Source organism: Pseudomonas sp. MM213 (assembly GCF_020423045.1).
GTDB classification, from domain to species: Bacteria; Pseudomonadota; Gammaproteobacteria; order Pseudomonadales; family Pseudomonadaceae; genus Aquipseudomonas; species Aquipseudomonas migulae.
The window spans coordinates 4119313-4133443 of the sequence record NZ_CP081943.1 but is presented as its reverse complement, the minus strand read 5'-3'; the positions used below and the strand labels follow the sequence as shown (position 1 = coordinate 4133443).

Genomic DNA, 14131 nt, shown 5'->3' with positions numbered 1-14131 from the left:
AAAAACCGAGTCGACCCCATCGTCGGAACGCCGCCCGCAGCAAGCCGGCTCCTACAGAATGCGGTTTCATTTGTGGGGCCACTGAACAAGCGCCGAACCCCGCGTGTCGTACCTACATGACACGCCACCGGTTCCGGAGCTCTATGGACGCGCAAAAAGACGGCAAGACCCCGAACCTCTCGGCTGAAGAACGGCACGACGTCGAAAAAAGCCAGCCGCCACGTGCGGCTGTATTGCACGAAATCATCCGCACCCAGGGCGATCAGGAACTGGAACGCAGCGTCGCCGCGCTATGGTGGTCGGCGCTCGCCGCCGGCCTGACCATGGGCCTGTCGCTGATGGCCATGGGGTTGCTCAACTCGCGCCTGCCGGACGACGAACACTTCAAGGTGATTGCCAGTTTCGGTTACTGCGCCGGGTTCCTTGCGGTCATCCTCGCCCGCCAGCAATTGTTCACCGAGAACACCCTGACGGCGGTGCTGCCGGTCATGACCAAACCCACCCTGAACAATTTCGGCCGGTTGTTGCGGCTGTGGTCGGTGGTGCTGGTGGGCAACCTTTGCGGCACCTTGCTGGTCGCGTATGTGATGTTGCACCTGCCGATTTTCGACACCAGGACCGACCTGGCCTTCCTCGATATCGGGCGCAAGGTCATGGAGAACGACGCGAGCAAGATGTTCGCCAAAGGCATTGTGTCGGGCTGGATGATCGCCACCATGGTCTGGATGATCCCGTCCATGGAGAGCGCCAAGATGTGGATCATTATCCTCATCACCTACCTCATGGCGCTGGGGGATTTCACCCACATCGTCGTCGGTTCGGCCGAGGTGTCGTATCTGGTGTTTGCCGGCGAGTTGCCGTGGAAGGATTTCTGGCTGGTGTTCGCAGGTCCCACGCTGGCGGGGAACATTATCGGTGGCAGCTTTATCTTTGCGCTGTTGAGCCATGCGCAGATTCGCAGCGAAAGCGGGCCGCCGAAGCAGTCTGCGGATCGGGAGCCCGACCCGCAGAAGGTCAAAAAGTAATCAGTGATGCCCGGCCTGTGCCGCTGGCGCAGGCTCATCCCGGGTCACGTGCTTGACCAGTTTGCCGATGCTCAAGCCCTGCAACAGGATCGACGACAACACCACGATGTAGGTGATGCTCAGCAGCAAATCACGCTCCGGGCCCAATGGCAGCGCCAGGGCGAGCGCTACCGAAACACCACCGCGCAAACCACCCCAGGTCAGAATCCGGATCGTTCCGCGCGGCACTGTGCGCCAGCGTCGCAGCAGGAGGATGGCCGGTGCCACGGTCAACAGGCGCGAGAGCAGAATGGCCAGGGCCAGCAAACTTGCCGCCAATACGTGCAGCCAGTTGAACGGCAGCAGCAACAGCTCCATGCCGATCAGGGCAAACAGCAGGGCGTTGAGCATGTCGTCGAGCAGCTCCCAGAAACCGTCCAGGTACTTTCGGGTCATGTCGTTCATCGCCAGATTGCGCCCCAGATTGCCGATGATCAGGCCGGCGACCACCATCGCAATCGGTGCGGAAACATGCAGCTCCGACGCCATGGCCGAGCCGCCGATCACCAGTGCCAGGGTCAACATGACTTCGATCTGATGCTGCTCGATGCTCTTGATCATCAGATACACCAGGTAGCCAATCAGCCCGCCAAACAGCACGCCGCCAATTGCTTCGTGTGCAAACAGCAGGGCCGTGGCGCCTACGGTTGGGGTTTCACCGAGTTGCGCGATACCCAACAGCACGGTGAACACCACTACCGCGGTGCCATCGTTGAACAGCGATTCGCCGACAATCGTGGTTTTCAGCGGTTTGGACGCGTTGGCGGTCCGCAGCACGCCGAGCACCGCGATGGGGTCGGTCGGGGAAATCAGCGCGCCGAACAACAGGCAGTACAGAAAGCTCACATGCCAGCCGAACAGGGCAAAGATGTAATACGCGAGGCTGCCGATCACGGCGGTAGCGATCAATACGCCAAACGTCGCCAGCAGGCCGATGGGCCAGCGATAGCTGCGCAGGTCATTGAGATTGACGTGCAGCGCCCCGGCGAACAGCAGAAAGGACAGCATCCAGTTCATCAGCAGATCACCGAAATCGATCTGGCCGATCAGCTGTTGCACACGCTCTTCGAGGCCGGGGTAACCGAGGAAGCTCAGGCCCTGCAACAGCAGGGAAAACATCAGCGCGGTGACCATGACGCCGATGGTCGGGGGCAGGCCGATGAAACGGAAATTCACGTAGGTGAGCAGGGAAGTGAGGCAGATAAACGCAGCGACAAGTTCAAGCATCCGGGGTCCTTGGATGAGGGGAAAGATTGGTTTTCAGGCGGGTGTACCGAGTCAGCTTCTTCGCGGGCAAGCCTCGCTCCTACAGGATCTGCGCGATCCTGTAGGAGCGAGGCTTGCCCGCGAAGGCAATTATTCAGGCGGACACATTGACCGCAGCCGCACCGCGACGTTGCAGGTAAATGAAGAAAAGCGCCGTCAGCACCGTCAGGCCACTGACCAGCGCGCCGGTCCACGGCAAGTCCGCCAGGTCCGCGCCGCTGGCGACCACCAGCCCGCCAATCCACGCGCCCGCCGCATTACCGAGATTGAAAGCGCTCTGGTTCAACGTTGAGCCGAGGTTCGGTGCTTCATGCGCCTGATCAATGATCAGCAGTTGCAGAATCGGGCACAGGGCGAAGGCAAAGATCCCCCACAACACCAGCGTGATCGCCGCCGGAATCACCGAGTGACTGGTCTGCGTGAACGCGGCCAGCACGACCACCACCGCCAACGCCATGCCCACCAGTGAAGGCAGCAAGCGACTGTCGGCCAGGCGGCCGCCGAGCATGCTGCCCGCCGTCAAACCGACACCGAACAACAGCAGCATAATCGTCACGCCGTGCGGGCTGACCCCGGTGATGTCCTGCAGGATCGGTGCGATGTAGGTGAACACGCTGAACAGGCTGGTCGACGCCAGCACGCTCATGCCCAAGGCCAGCAGCACATTGACCTTGCCCAGCACCTTGAACTCGCTGGCGAGGTTGGCCTTGTCCATGGCGATGTCCTTCGGCAGCCAGACCCACTGCGCAATTGCGGCGATCACCCCGATCACCGACACCGCCCAGAACGTCGAACGCCAACCGGCGTATTGGCCGAGCGCGGTGCCCAATGGCACACCGAGCACATTGGCCAGGGTCAGGCCGGTGAACATCATGGCAATCGCCTGCGCCCGTTTGTTCGGCGCGACCAGACCGGCCGCGACCACCGAACCGATGCCGAAGAACGCCCCGTGGCACAACGCGGTAACCACTCGCGCGGCCATCAGCGTGGCGTAGTTTGGCGCCAACGCGCACAGCACGTTGCCGAGGATGAACATCAGTGTCATGCCCAGCAGGGTGGCTTTGCGCGGCATATTGGCGGTGCCGACCGCGAGGATAGGCGCGCCGAACACCACGCCCAGGGCGTAACCGGTGATCAACAGGCCGGCGTGGGGAATGCTCACGGCGAGGTCGCGAGCGACGTCGGGCAGCAAGCCCATGATGACGAATTCAGTGGTGCCGATGCCGAACGCGGCAACAGCGAGGGCAAGCAAGGCGAGTGGCATGCGCAAGGTCTCTGTCGGTAGTCTTGACGCTGTGATCAGGCATACGCAGGCCGACGACCGTTCTCGAGGAGAACGGGCCATGGCAGAAATTATTGGAATTAGTCTGTGCGCAACTGAGTGCGGCGTGGTCGCTTGCAGTATAAACAGCTGCTGACATATGGCGAATCAATAATCTCCCCCGTCCCTGTAGGAGCACGGCTTGCCGGCGAAAGCGGTCTGAAGTACGCCTTCGCCGGCAAGCCGTGCTCCTACAGGGTGAGGATGATGAACAAAAGGAGTGTGCCGTGCTTGCGACGGCGTTGGTGTTGGTGGCGGCGCTGTTGCACGCGGCGTGGAACACCCTGATTAAATTCAGTGCGGAACGGTTGTTGGTCGTGGCCTGCATGGACAGCGTGGCGATGCTTTTTGTCGCGCTGATGCTGCCGTTCGTGGCGCTGCCACCGATTGAAATCTGGCCATGGATTCTCGCATCGGCCGCATTCGAATTGCTTTATCGCTACCTGCTGATTCAGGCCTATCGAGTGGGTGATCTCGGTTTGGTGTACCCGCTGATGCGTGGCTTGTCGCCGTTAGTGGTGCTGGCCTTGACGCTGATCTTTGCCGGGGAGGTGCTGACGAATCAGCAGATCTTCGGAATTCTGCTCATCCCGTTGGGCATGCTGTGCCTGCTGTGGCAGGGCGGTGGCGGTACGCGTTTGCCGTGGTCGATGCTGCCGGTGGTGGCGCTGATTGGCCTGTGCATTGGCTGCTACACCTTTATCGATGGCCAGGCGTTGCGGCGCTGGTCGCATCCGCTGGACTACCTGGTCTGGGTGACGTTGCTCAGCGCCTGGCCGTTTCCGCTGCTGGCGTTGGTGCGCAAGCGGCCGGCGTTCATGCTGTTCTGGCGTGAACAATGGCGCTTGGGATTGGCGGTCGGGTTCTGCGTGTTGTTCAGCTACGCTCTGGTGCTGTGGGCGATGCAGCTGGGGTCGATTGCAGAAGCGGCGGCATTGCGCGAGATCAGCGTGATTCTGGTGGTGCTGTTTGGCATGCGCTATCTGAAAGAACCTTTCGGTCGGCCGCGGCTCTTGGCCTGTGGGCTGGTGCTGATCGGCATGTTGGTGATGAAGTTTTGACCGGAATCCGGAATTTATAACTCGAAGAAAGGGACTGCGATATGACGGTTGCTCTGTGGTGCATTTTGATTGCGTTCTTCCTGCCCTATCTCTGCGTGGGGATTGCCAAGATCAGTGGCCGTTTTGGACTGAAAGACAACCATGATCCCCGGGATTTTCTCGAGTCACTGAATGGTTTGGGCCGGCGCGCCTACGCGGCGCAATTGAACAGTTTCGAAGTGACCCCGGCGTTCGCGGCGGCGGTGATCGTGGCCCACCTGGCCGGCAACGCCGAGCTGGTGACGATCAATGTGCTGTCGGTGTTGTTCATCACCAGCCGTCTGCTGTACATCATTTGCTACCTGGCAGACTGGGCGATTCTGCGGTCGCTGGTGTGGTTTGTGGGGATGGGGTTGATCGTGAGTTTCTTTGTGATTTCGGTCTGACATATCTGCGGTGTTTATTTTGGCCCCTTCGCGGGCAAGCCACGCTCCTACAGGGATCTGCGTCGATCACAATTGTGTGATCGACGCAGATCCCTGTAGGAGCGTGGCTTGCCCGCGAAAGCTATCTATCTGCCGCCACAGTAATTAAGGGTTGGCTTTAACCGCATCAGCCACCTGAGGCACTTGCGGCAAGGCCGCGCCTTTGGGCCAGAGCATCCAGATCTGCCCCTGCTGTTTCATGTCGCCAGCCAGTTGCCCCGCTGCTTCGCCAGTGCCCCAGAACAAATCCGCACGGACTTCACCGGCAATCGCGCCGCCAGTGTCTTGAGCCGCCACCGGGCGAACAAGCGCGGTGCCGTCCGGCCGCGTTGTGGATAACCACAACAGGCTGCCCAGCGGAATCACTTTGCGATCCACTGCTGCGCTGTAACCCGCCGTCAGCGGTACGTTCAGCGAGCCGCGAGGGCCTTCATTGCTGTCCGGGTTGCGGGTGAAGAACACATAGCTCGGGTTGCTGCCGAGCAGTTCCGGAATGCGCGCCGGATTGGCCTTGGCCCAGTCGCTGATTGCGCCCATGGTCACGTCTTCTTTCTTCAGTTCGCCTTGCTCTACCAGCCAGCGGCCGATGGGGCGATACGGATGGCCGTTCTGGTCGGCATACGCAATGCGCAACTGGCGGCCATCGTCGAGCTGAATGCGACCGGAACCCTGGATTTGCAGGAATTGCAGGTTCATCGGATCGGTCAGCCACGCCACGACCGGCGCCTTGACCCCTTTGGTTTCGATGGTTGCCGCATCGTCGTAAGGCTTGAGCACGCGACCTTCGAGCCGTCCGCGCAGGCGTTTGCCTTTGAGCTCCGGGTAGATGCTGTCCAGAGAGACGATGATCATGTCCTCTGGAACCCCGTACACCGGGATGTTCGCCACGGCAGTTTGGGTCAGGCTGCCGGGGTAGACCGGCTCGTAGTAACCGGTGATCAAGCCGTTGGGATTGTCGTTGGCGGCGCGCAGGCCGTAGACGTCGAGGTTCTGTTTGAGGAAACCGCGAATGTCACTGGCGGTTTGCGGCACGTTGGTGGCAGCGGCACAGGTAGAGCCCCAGATCGGGTCGGCCTTGAGTCGGGTGCAGGCGCTGCGCCATGAACCGAAACCGGCGACCAGGTCGTTATCGGACACCGTCGGCAGGGCTTCCCAGGTGGCGCTGGAATAAGTCGCCAGCGCGTGAGTCTTGGGTTTGTTGTTGTCACCGCCGGTGCAGCCTGCGAGCACGGCCACCATCGGGAGGGTCCAGGCGAGGCGGTGACGCCATGCCTTGAAACGGCTGTTCATGGAGTAATTCCTTTGTCGGTTGCCTGAGTGCTCCATGCGCTCAAACAACCCGTATTGATAATAGGGCTATTGGTCTTTGCCGATGACGCGAGGATACTGGCCGCCGTTTCCCGTGACCTGAAGCCACCATGACTCTTAAAAGACTTTCCGTTGTATTGCTGGCCTGCCTGACCTTGTCCGCGTGCGGCGGTGTCGATCCGAATTCGCCACTGGGCCAGCGCAAGGCAATCTTCAAGCAAATGCTCAAGACCGGCGAAGACCTGGGTGGCATGTTGCGCGGCCGCATTCCATTCGACGGCCCGAAATTCGCTGACGGCGCGGTGAAACTCGATGCGCTGTCCCAGGAACCGTGGAAGCATTTTCCGCAGGTGCGCGAAGAAGATCACACCAGCGCCAAGGGCGACGTGTGGCAGAAACAGGCACGCTTTCAGGAAATGGCCCGCACCCTTGAAGCCGCCACCGGTGAATTGGTGATTGCCAGCAAGGTTCAGCCATACAAGGCCAGCAACCTGGGGCCGGCGGTGCAGAAGGTCGAAGATGCCTGCAGTGCGTGCCATAAAGAGTTTCGGGATCATTGATTTGCAGCGCTCTTGCTGACGCTTTCGCGAGCAGGCTCGCTTCCACATAGGATTGCATTCCCCTGTGGGAGCGAGCCTGCTCGCGAAGCTCCCTGAAGAACGCTACAAATTCCTGACTTTACCTTTTCTTATTTATCCAGCTCGTCGAGCGCGTTTTGCAGTTCCTTGCGCGACTCGGCCAGTTTGTCTTTGCGCTTGTTGATCTTCTCGGGGTCGCCTTTCTTCATGGCTTTGTCGAGGTCGGCCTGGCGCTGGCTGACTTCATGCTTGGCGTCGAGGACCTTGTTTTCCCGCTCCTTCTTCAGCGAAGCGTCGGTGCAATGCGCGGTAACTTCGCTCAGTGCCGTTTCCAGGCCTGCCTGCTGTTCGGCGTTGCCATGGGATTTGGCCAGTTCGATCTGGTTGATGATGCCTTGTTTCTTGGCGGCACAACCGGTCAGCCCCGGGGCCTCTTCGACGGCCATCAGTGGCGCGGCCATCACGCTGCAAAGGGTCAGCAGGGCGAGCGGTGAAAGAAATTTCATAAAAGCTCCATGTGCAGGTGCAATCGGGTCGATAGGGCGATGGGCGTTTGAGCTCGTCGGCCTCTTTGGGTTCCCGGGCGGGCGAGTATCTGCGGTTGCTAAAAACCGTCGATCCCCGCCGCACGTAATGTGTCGCTCAAGGCCAGGACCTGCGGGTCGCGGAAAAATGCACTCAATTGCGCCGCGCGTCCCGGGCCGATGCCGGCTTCGGCCTGCCATTGTTCGGTGTTTCGTTGTGCCAGTTCCTGCCAGGAGTCGGCGAGGTTTGCCTGGCCGGTCGGTGGTAAACCCAGGGCTTTGAGCCAGCGAGCAAAAGGGCGTTGGCGGGCACTGTTGAAACTGTTTAGTAGACGAGTACTGCTGCGGTCGCCGAAGCCGTTAATGTTAGCAAGCTCTTGAGCATCGAGGGTCAACCAATCCAGCAGGCCGTTCAGGTGGCCTGTTTCGAAAAGTTTCTCCCACGTTCCCGGGCCGACATGAGGCATGGCCAACCCTTGCTTGCCGCTGAGCCAGGTCAGTCGCGCGAGAAACTGGCTTTCACAGCCCGGCGTCGGTTGCCAGCAGCTCAAATGATGAAAGTCCGCTGCCAGCGGCGCGTTCAAGGCTGGGCGTTCGGCGGCGCGTAGTACGACGCCGTCGAGCCGGGGAATGGTCAGCCCCGCGAGGCTGATGGACACCTGATCACCGGGGCGGATGTCCAGCTCCTCCCAGCGCCGCAGTGAGCTGACGCTGACACGCTTGATCTGCCGGTCATCGAGCGTCACCGGTTTCAAGTCCAGCACGGGGGTGATCCGTCCGGTGCGACCGACCTTGAAGTCGACTTTGCGTACTTCGGCCAGCGCCTGGGCAAAGGGGTATTTCCAGGCGACCGCCCAGTACGGTGTTTTTGCCTGCCAGCGCTCGGCCGAAGGCCGTTGGCTCTGGCGCAGGACCACACCGTCACTGGCAAAGGGCAGGGGTGAGCGGTACCAGTAATTGCGCCAGTGTTCAGTATCGGCAAATGTCTGTACCGGCTGACTGTAAGGCGCGATGCTCGGCAAACCCAGCTCATCCAGAGCGGCGATGCGAGCAGGCAAACCGGCCGGGCCTTGTGGCCAGTCCCAGATAAACAGGCCGATGCCGGTGGCCTGCTCAGGGCTGAGTTTCTTGCGCGCCATCAAACCGGCCACGGTGGCGCGGGCATTGAGGCTTCCTGCCTTGACTTGTACATGGTCGACCAGTCGCCAATAGAGTTCACCTTGCACCAGCAGGTCCAGCGGGCGCGACAGTTGCCGGGGGATGGCGGGGATCAGTCGCGCCGAGGCCGTCCAGTCTTGCCCGTTTATTCCGTCGCCGCGACTGATTGCCTGGTGCAGTACGCCCTTGCGGTAGATCAGCGTCACCGCCACACCATCGACTTTGGGTTGTACCCAGAGGTCCTTGCGATCGCGCATCCAGGTTTCGGCTGCACGACCATCTCGCACTTTTTCCAGGCCCGTGTGGGCAATGGGGTGGGCAATTTTGCCGCCAGCCGTGCGTAATGGTTCGGGCGTCAGGCCCAAGTCAAAGCAACTGCGCCATTCGGTGAGGCGAGCGAGGGCTTGATCGTAAAGTTCGTCGGCGACCAACGAGCGGCCATGGCGGTGATAACTGTCATCCCAGGTGTCGATCTGTTTTTGCAGGGTGGTGATTTCGTCCAGAGCCCTGTCGGGTAGCCAGTCGGGGCAGTCGGCTGCCTTTGATATCGAGCAGACCAAGGTCAGGAAGAAAACAGAAAACAGGCGCAGAAGCATCGTGAGCGTCCTTGCTCAGGGGGATGCTTGAAGGCTAGTCAGTATTTTCTGGCGGGGACGGTGGGTGTTTTGCCTGGTGTTTCCGGGTGGCTGGGCTGGCCTCTTCGCGAGCAGGCTCGCTCCTACAGGGAAATGCATTCCAATGTAGGAGCGAGACCGGCTTGCCGGCGATGGGAGCGACTCGGTCTCAAAGGCAAGACAATAAAAAGCCCCGCACGGCGAACCGTGCAGGGCTTTTGGTACCGCCGGGGAGGTCTTACAGGCCGGCAGCCGAACGCAGGTCGTCGGCGCGGTCGGTTTTTTCCCAGGTGAACGTGGTGAAGGTGTCTTCGCCCACGGTCTTGGTCGCCGGGGTGCGACCGAAGTGGCCGTACGCTGCGGTTTCCTGGTACATCGGGTGCAGCAGGTCAAGCATGGTGGTGATTGCGTATGGACGCAGGTCGAACACTTCGCGAACCAGTTTGACGATTTTGTCGTCGCTGATTTTGCCGGTGCCGAAGGTGTTCAACGAGATCGAAGTCGGCTGGGCAACACCGATCGCGTAGGAAACCTGAATCTCGCAACGCTCGGCCAGGCCGGCAGCGACGATGTTCTTTGCCACGTAACGACCGGCGTAGGCCGCCGAACGGTCAACCTTCGATGGATCTTTACCGGAGAACGCGCCGCCGCCGTGACGGGCCATGCCGCCGTAGCTGTCGACGATGATCTTGCGACCGGTCAGACCGCAGTCACCCACTGGGCCGCCAATGATGAACTGGCCAGTCGGGTTGATGTGGAACTGGGTGTCTTTGGTCAGCAGTTCGGCAGGCAGCACGTGCTTGACGATCAGCTCCATCACGCCTTCGCGCAGGTCTTTGTACGACACTTCAGGGTTGTGCTGGGTCGACAGTACAACGGCGTCGATACCGACAACCTTGCCGCCTTCGTAACGGCAAGTCACTTGCGACTTGGCGTCCGGGCGCAGCCAAGGCAGCAGGCCGGATTTACGGGCTTCGGCCTGGCGCTGAACCAGCTGATGCGAGAAGGTGATCGGTGCTGGCATCAGCACGTCGGTTTCGTTGCTGGCGTAGCCGAACATCAGGCCCTGGTCGCCGGCGCCCTGATCTTCAGGCTTGGCACGGTCAACACCCTGGTTGATGTCAGGGGACTGCTTGCCGATGATGTTCATCACACCGCAAGTGGCGCCGTCGAAGCCGACATCGGAGCTGTTGTAGCCGATGTCCAGAATGACGTTACGCACGATTTCTTCCAGGTCGACCCAGGCCGACGTGGTGACTTCACCTGCGATGATTGCCACGCCGGTTTTTACCAGCGTTTCGCACGCCACACGGGCGAACTTGTCTTCAGCAATGATGGCGTCCAGCACCGCATCGGAAATCTGGTCGGCGATTTTGTCCGGATGCCCTTCAGACACGGACTCGGAGGTGAAGAGGGAGTATTCGCTCATCTCGATTTTTTCCTGAATTTACCGATGGTGAGTGTCGCCAGTTGGCCGCTGAAAGTGGCGGACCTGAATCTGGAAACCATTACGTAAGCCTACATAGAGGCTTTCCCCGGGAACGAGTCCCGCAGCGGTGGCCCAACGGGCCAGATCGTCCTGTTCAAACCCCAACCAGAGATCACCGCAGGCCTCCCTGGCCCAACTCTGGTTGTGGCTACATAACTCTGTCACAAGCAGGCTACCGCCCGGTTGCAGCAATTTGGCCATGTGCTTGAGCGCATCGGCCGGTGCGGCAAAGTGGTGCAGCACCATGTTCAGTACAACGCAATCGGCCTTGAGGCTTACGCCATTCAATGCATCGGCCAGTTGCAGGCTGACGTTAGCCAGCGTTTCACGTTCGCAGACCTGTCGCGCCAATTCGAGCATCGCCTGGCTGTTGTCCAGCGCGGTGACGTGAGTGAAACGGCGCGCCAGTTCCGGCAGAAAAGCACCGTCGCCAGGGCCGACTTCAATGGCCGTGGCGCCTTCGCTGAAGCTCAATTTGTCGAGCAAGGCCACCACGCTTTCGCGGTACTGCGGCAGGCCGGCAATCAGGTCTTGCTGGGCGCGAAACTTCTCCGCGACCCGTGAGAAAAAATCCTGGCTGGCCGCTGCACGTTGCCCGTGGACCTGGCCGATCCGCGACTGCACATCGGCAGGCAGGGTCAGGTTGTCCACTTCTTCGAGCAGCGCGGCGTGCAACTTGCCGCCGAGCAGGTCAGTGTGGGGCAGGGCGCGACGGTAGAAAATCGCGTTGCCTTCACGGCGCGTTGCCACCAGGTCAGCCTGGGCCAGTACCTTGAGGTGATGACTCATGCCCGACTGGCCAATACCGAAGATCTGCGCCAGTTCGAGTACGCCAAACGAGTCGTTGGCCAGCGCGCGCAATACATTCAGCCGCAGAGGATCGCCACCGGCCTTGCACAGGGCCGCCAGCTCATCGCACTCGTCATGTTGAATGGAAGGCACGCGTAAATTCATAGGGCCAGCAGTCTAGTGACGGTCAGAAAGTACCGCAAGAGCAATATCAAAAAGTTTTGATATTGCTCGATGGGTGGCACTTCTGATGACTTGTTCCACTCTACAAACGAATAGCAGAAAGGTTTCACCAGCCGAAACCGTCTTTATCCATTGGAAAAACGCCTTCAGATGACTATCTGTCATTGCCGCGAGGCATGCCTGTGAGGGAAAATGCTCGCCTTTTTTCCGTTTCGTTTTATTCAAACCCTAGGAGATCAGCGATGCCCAGCCGTCGTGAGCGTGCCAACGCCATTCGTGCCCTCAGCATGGATGCCGTGCAAAAAGCCAACAGCGGCCATCCCGGTGCCCCGATGGGTATGGCGGATATCGCCGAAGTACTTTGGCGTGACTACCTGAAGCACAACCCGAGCAATCCATCGTTCGCCGACCGTGACCGCTTCGTGCTGTCCAACGGCCACGGCTCGATGCTGATCTACTCGCTGCTGCACCTGACCGGTTACGACCTGTCGATCGATGACCTGAAGCAATTCCGTCAACTGCACAGCCGCACCCCGGGTCACCCGGAGCTCGGCTACACCCCGGGCGTTGAAACCACCACCGGTCCACTGGGCCAGGGTCTGGCCAACGCCGTGGGTTTTGCCCTGGCTGAAAAAGTCCTGGCGGCGCAGTTCAACCGTCCGGGCCACAACATCGTTGACCACCACACCTATGTGTTCCTGGGTGATGGCTGCATGATGGAAGGCATTTCCCACGAAGTCGGCTCGCTCGCCGGTACTTTGGGCCTGGGCAAGCTGATCGCCTTCTACGATGACAACGGCATCTCCATCGACGGCGAAGTCGAAGGCTGGTTCACCGATGACACGCCGAAGCGTTTCGAAGCCTACAACTGGCAGGTGATCCGCAACGTCGACGGTCATGATCCTGAAGAGATCAAGATCGCCATCGAGACCGCTCGCAAAAGCGCGCAGCCGACCCTGATCTGCTGCAAGACCACCATCGGTTTCGGTTCGCCGAACAAGCAAGGTAAAGAAGACTGCCACGGCGCCCCATTGGGTGACGCGGAAATCGCACTGACCCGTACTGCGCTGAAGTGGAACCACGGCCCGTTCGAAATCCCGGCCGACATCTACGCCGAGTGGGACGCCAAGGAAGCCGGCCGCGCTGCCGAAGCCGAGTGGGACCAGCGTTTCGCTGCCTACTCCGCCGCTTTCCCGACCGAAGCGAACGAACTGATTCGTCGTCTGAGCGGTGATCTGCCGGCCGACTTCACCGAAAAAGCCGATGCTTATATCGCTGAAGTCGCTGCCAAAGGCGAAACCATCGCCAGCCGTAAAGCCAGCCAGAACGCTCTCAACGCATTCGGCCCGCTGTTGCCTGAGTTCCTCGGCGGCTCCGCTGACCTGGCCGGTTCCAACCTGACCCTGTGGAAAGGCTGCAAAGGCGTCACGGCTGAAGACGCCAGCGGCAACTACATGTACTACGGCGTACGCGAGTTCGGCATGACCGCCATCATGAACGGCGTTGCCTTGCACGGCGGCCTGGTGCCTTACGGCGCGACCTTCCTGATGTTCATGGAATACGCCCGCAACGCTGTGCGCATGTCGGCCTTGATGAAGCAGCGCGTGATCCACGTCTACACCCACGACTCCATCGGTCTGGGCGAAGACGGCCCGACTCACCAGCCTATCGAGCAACTGGCCAGCCTGCGCTGCACGCCAAACCTCGACACCTGGCGTCCAGCCGACGCCGTGGAATCGGCGGTGAGCTGGAAGTGCGCACTGGAGCGCAAGGACGGTCCTTCGGCCTTGATCTTCTCGCGTCAGAACCTGCAGCACCAAACCCGCAACGCGATTCAGATCGAAGAGATCTCCCGTGGCGGTTACGTGTTGAAGGACTGTGCAGGCGAGCCTGATCTGATCCTGATCGCCACCGGTTCCGAAGTCGGCCTGGCGGTTCAGGCTTATGACAAGCTGACCGAGCAGGGTCGTAAAGTACGCGTCGTTTCGATGCCGTGCACCAGCGTGTTCGATGCCCAGGACGCCGACTACAAGCAATCGGTCCTGCCGTTGCAGGTCAGCGCCCGTATCGCCATCGAAGCCTCTCACGCGGACTACTGGTACAAGTACGTGGGCCTGGAAGGTCGCGTCATCGGCATGACCACCTACGGCGAGTCGGCGCCTGCGCCAGCCTTGTTCGAAGAGTTCGGCTTCACCCTGGAAAACATCCTGGGTCAGGCTGAAGAGCTGCTGGAAGACTGATCCAGAAGTTGCGTTATCGGGGCTGACGCCTTCGCGGGCAAGCCTCGCTCCTACAAGGGATAGCGTTGTTGG

The 14131-nt window shown here is 60.4% G+C and carries 12 protein-coding genes; 5 read left to right on the top strand and 7 right to left on the bottom strand.

Annotation, left to right across the window (positions count from 1 at the left end; translation table 11 throughout):
- The first annotated feature begins 143 nt into the window (after positions 1-143).
- The gene (locus tag K5R88_RS18825) at positions 144-1025 is read left to right on the top strand and encodes a formate/nitrite transporter family protein (RefSeq protein ID WP_207284865.1); all 882 of its coding nucleotides are present in this window, start codon (positions 144-146) and stop codon (positions 1023-1025) included.
- On the opposite strand, the gene K5R88_RS18820 is transcribed toward K5R88_RS18825, so the two are convergent.
- Both K5R88_RS18820 and K5R88_RS18815 read right to left on the bottom strand, forming a co-directional pair.
- A complete protein-coding gene (locus K5R88_RS18820) occupies positions 1026-2291 on the bottom strand; it encodes a cation:proton antiporter (protein ID WP_207284864.1) in 1266 nt (421 codons plus the stop codon).
- 133 nt (positions 2292-2424) lie between these two features.
- Positions 2425-3594 carry an MFS transporter gene (locus K5R88_RS18815; protein WP_008033308.1) on the bottom strand — a complete coding sequence of 390 codons (1170 nt, stop codon included), beginning with the start codon at positions 3592-3594 and terminating at the stop codon, positions 2425-2427.
- Between the two features lie 284 nt (positions 3595-3878).
- Here K5R88_RS18815 and K5R88_RS18810 point away from each other — a divergent pair, with 284 nt between their 5' ends.
- Both K5R88_RS18810 and K5R88_RS18805 read left to right on the top strand, forming a co-directional pair.
- A complete protein-coding gene (locus tag K5R88_RS18810; protein WP_008033307.1) occupies positions 3879-4712 on the top strand; it encodes an EamA family transporter in 834 nt (277 codons plus the stop codon).
- A gap of 41 nt (positions 4713-4753) precedes the next feature.
- On the top strand, positions 4754-5137 hold the full coding sequence (locus tag K5R88_RS18805) for an MAPEG family protein (protein ID WP_008045013.1): 384 nt from the start codon (positions 4754-4756) through the stop codon (positions 5135-5137).
- 144 nt (positions 5138-5281) lie between these two features.
- On the opposite strand, the gene mltA is transcribed toward K5R88_RS18805, so the two are convergent.
- The gene (gene mltA, locus K5R88_RS18800; RefSeq protein WP_008045012.1) at positions 5282-6466 is read right to left on the bottom strand and encodes a murein transglycosylase A; all 1185 of its coding nucleotides are present in this window, start codon (positions 6464-6466) and stop codon (positions 5282-5284) included.
- 128 nt (positions 6467-6594) lie between these two features.
- Here mltA and K5R88_RS18795 point away from each other — a divergent pair, with 128 nt between their 5' ends.
- Positions 6595-7044 carry a c-type cytochrome gene (locus K5R88_RS18795; RefSeq protein WP_008033302.1) on the top strand — a complete coding sequence of 150 codons (450 nt, stop codon included), beginning with the start codon at positions 6595-6597 and terminating at the stop codon, positions 7042-7044.
- Between the two features lie 128 nt (positions 7045-7172).
- Here K5R88_RS18795 and K5R88_RS18790 read toward each other — a convergent pair whose 3' ends face one another.
- From K5R88_RS18790 to K5R88_RS18775, 4 genes are all read right to left on the bottom strand, one after another.
- A complete protein-coding gene (locus K5R88_RS18790; protein ID WP_223434066.1) occupies positions 7173-7568 on the bottom strand; it encodes a DUF1090 domain-containing protein in 396 nt (131 codons plus the stop codon).
- A 98-nt stretch (positions 7569-7666) separates the two neighbouring features.
- The gene (ligB, locus tag K5R88_RS18785; RefSeq protein ID WP_226298182.1) at positions 7667-9340 is read right to left on the bottom strand and encodes an NAD-dependent DNA ligase LigB; all 1674 of its coding nucleotides are present in this window, start codon (positions 9338-9340) and stop codon (positions 7667-7669) included.
- Positions 9341-9596: 256 nt separating this feature from the next.
- Positions 9597-10787, bottom strand: coding sequence for a methionine adenosyltransferase (gene metK, locus K5R88_RS18780; protein ID WP_008033298.1), 1191 nt, complete (start codon positions 10785-10787; stop codon positions 9597-9599).
- 18 nt (positions 10788-10805) lie between these two features.
- A complete protein-coding gene (locus K5R88_RS18775) occupies positions 10806-11801 on the bottom strand; it encodes an ArsR/SmtB family transcription factor (RefSeq protein WP_008033297.1) in 996 nt (331 codons plus the stop codon).
- A 260-nt stretch (positions 11802-12061) separates the two neighbouring features.
- On the opposite strand from K5R88_RS18775, the gene tkt reads away from it, so the two are divergent.
- Positions 12062-14059: a transketolase gene (gene tkt / locus K5R88_RS18770; RefSeq protein ID WP_008033295.1), complete on the top strand. Its 1998-nt coding sequence runs from the start codon at positions 12062-12064 to the stop codon at positions 14057-14059.
- The last annotated feature ends 72 nt before the right edge of the window (positions 14060-14131 follow it).